This window comes from Amycolatopsis sp. NPDC003861 (assembly GCF_053605405.1).
In genome coordinates this window covers 1-2,754 of sequence record NZ_JBSGJD010000476.1, presented here as the reverse complement: position 1 = coordinate 2,754, position 2,754 = coordinate 1, and the positions used below count along the sequence as shown (strand labels likewise).

Genomic DNA, 2,754 nt, shown 5'->3' with positions numbered 1-2,754 from the left:
TTGTGACCTACCAAGGTGGGGGGGGGGGGGGGGTTTGGGGGGCGGCCCCGGGGGCCCCCGGGCCCCCCGACCGGCCTGAATCAAGGAGCCCGCGTGACCGCCACGATGGATCTGCCCACCCAGCGCGCTGACGACGCCGACCCCGCCACGCCGGAGATCGATCCCGCACCGTCCAACCTCGACCGCGCCGTGCCCGATTCCACCAGTGGCGACGAGGCGGCGGCCAGCGCTAGCCCGCTCGCCGGGCTGTCGGAGGACGAGCTGGCGGCGTTGCACGCGCAGTGGGACGCCGAGATCAATACCGTCATCCACATCAACCCGGATGAGGCGCTGCTCGCCGAGAACGTCCGCACCGAGAACGCCGAGGCGGACCCGGCGACCACGGCGAACTTCAAGAACAACGGCATCAACACCGCGGCCAATGGCTACCGCAACTACGAGACCGGCATCGTCATGATCACCGAAGGGCAGCGTCGGTTCAACAACGCCCGCGCGGCGGGCGTCGAGCTGCCGGTCTGGATGAAGACTCCGCCGCCGGCCGACGAGCGCAAGGCCACGATCGAGCGGATCGTCCGCCAGCTCGAGGAGAACGACCTCCGCAAGCCGCTGACCCTCGGCGACAGCGCCCGGGCCGTCCAGCAGCTGGCCGCCTTCAACCTCACCCCCGCCGGCATCGCCCGCAAGCTCGCTCGCGGCCGCAACGGCGCCGCCTACGTCAAGCAGGTGCTGCAAGCCGGGGAGAGCGAGCTGGCCCTCAAGGCCGCCGAACGCTTCGACCTCGACCTCGTCCAGGCCGCGATCGTCGCCGAGTTCGACGCCGCCGGTGACCGCGAGACCGCCACAGAACTGATCCGCATCGCGCGCACCGAGCCGAACAACTTCCAGGTGTTCGCGCAGGCCAAGCGCGACGAACACGCCAAGAAGCAGCGGCTCGCCGCCCTGGTCACGACGCTCACCCGGAAGCTGACCGCCGCCAAGATCACGATCTTCGGCGGCAGCCTCACCCCCGAGGCCGGCGAGGCCCGCTCGCTCGACCGGCTGCGCCCCAGCCCCGAGGACGCGCCCTACACGACGCTGACCGCCGAGGACCACGCGTCCTGCCCCGGCCACGGCGCCTGGATCGAGGACGACCACCACGACGAGAAGGGCGACCGCATCGCGGTGGCCGTCTACGGCTGCGCGGACTTCCGCGCGCACGGCCACGCGCTCAGCCACGCCCCGGCCGGGCGTGTCGACCTCACCCCCCGCACCACCAGCACGCCCGACACCAGTGCCGGCGATGGTGCGGGCGCCGCGGGCGAGGAGAGCGACCTCGCCGCCGCGCGGGCCGCGCTGGCCGCCGACGAGCGTGCCCGCGCCGAGGCGCGGATCATCCGCCGGTGGGTGCGCAAGAACAACGAGCTGATCGACGCCTCCGAGAAGCCGCGGCGTGAGTGGCTGGCCGAGTTCGTCCTGCGTAAGACCGCGCCCAAGGACGCGCAGCTGTTCCTCGCCCGCCAGAAGGCCCACGGCGGCTACGAGTTGCGCCGCGCGTTCAACCAGAACCACGCCCTCGCCCGCCAGCTGCTCAGCCTCCCCGTCGGCAGCACCGTGACCGACCTGTCCGACAAGGTCGCCACTGCCCCCACGCCGGGTAAGGCGACCGTCTACGACATGTTCCTCACCTTCTGCGCGATGGAGGACGCGCTCTCGCGCAACGCGTGGCGATACGCGCAGCAGTCGGCGCAGGAGTACCTGACCGCGCTCGTCGGCGCCGGCTATCCCGCCTCCGACGTCGAGCGGCTGATCATCGCTCCGCAGAGCGAGCGGGACGTCATCGCCGCGGCGCTCGGCGAGACCACCACCAGCGACGCGGCCGACGATGACGACGCTGAGCAGCAGGGCGACGTGCTTGATGCCCGAGCGATCGGGGGCTCCGGCCCGGCCGAGCCGGGCGACGATGCCCAGGAATTCTCCGAGGGCACCAGCGCTCCGGCAGGCCCGGACGCCGCGGAGCTGGCCGAAGCCGCGAGCTAACCGGCCGACGTCACCCGATGTCGCCGGACAGGGGCGGGTCCGCACACCTCGTGCCGGGCCCGCTCCTGCTGTCGCTGTCCTCCTCGACGCCCGCGGAGCGTTCCCGCGGCACAGAACGGAGCTTCGCCGATGCACCCGCATCGTCCGCCGAATGTCCCGCACGTCCACCTCACCAGCACTGACATCGCCCGGCACCGCCACGTCACCCCTGGCCCCGCCCCGGTTTCTGCCGAGCTGATGCCATGACCACGATCGTCACCTCTGCCGCGACCGCCCCTCCCCGGCCCGTCACCGGTGAACTTCTCTTTGCCGCGCTGGAGGCCGCCGAGCGCGGGTGGCCAGTGTTCCCGCTCGTCCCCCGCGGGAAGAAGCCCGCCATCGAGCGCTGGCAGCAGCGGGCCACCTGCGATCCCGGCCGCATCCGCCGCTGGTGGACCCGCTACCCGAGATGCAACGTCGGGATCAGCTGCGGGCCTGCTGGCCTGCTGGTGCTCGACCTCGACGCTGCGCACGGGCGGGTCCCTGAGCAGTGGGCACGCCACGGCGTCACCCACGGCCGGGACGTCCTGAGGCTGCTGGCTCAGCTGGCCGGCGAGCCCGACCCGGTCGACACCTTCACCGTCGGCACCCCGCGCGGTGGTGAGCACCGCTACTTCCACCGCCCGCCCGGGGCGCGGCTGCGCAGCACCGTCGGTGCGCGCGGCCGCGGGCTCGGCTGGCACGTCGACACCCGCGGCC

2 protein-coding genes are annotated in these 2,754 nt (G+C 72.7%); both read left to right on the top strand.

Features of this window, described 5'->3' with window-relative positions; translation table 11 throughout:
• The first annotated feature begins 93 nt into the window (after positions 1-93).
• Positions 94-2,016 (top strand): hypothetical protein, encoded by a 1,923-nt coding sequence (locus tag ACWEVN_RS47470; RefSeq protein WP_452055658.1) that lies wholly within the window; start codon positions 94-96, stop codon positions 2,014-2,016.
• 242 nt (positions 2,017-2,258) lie between these two features.
• The coding region (locus ACWEVN_RS47465) for a bifunctional DNA primase/polymerase (RefSeq protein WP_452055657.1) at positions 2,259-2,754 on the top strand (496 nt) is incomplete at its 3' end.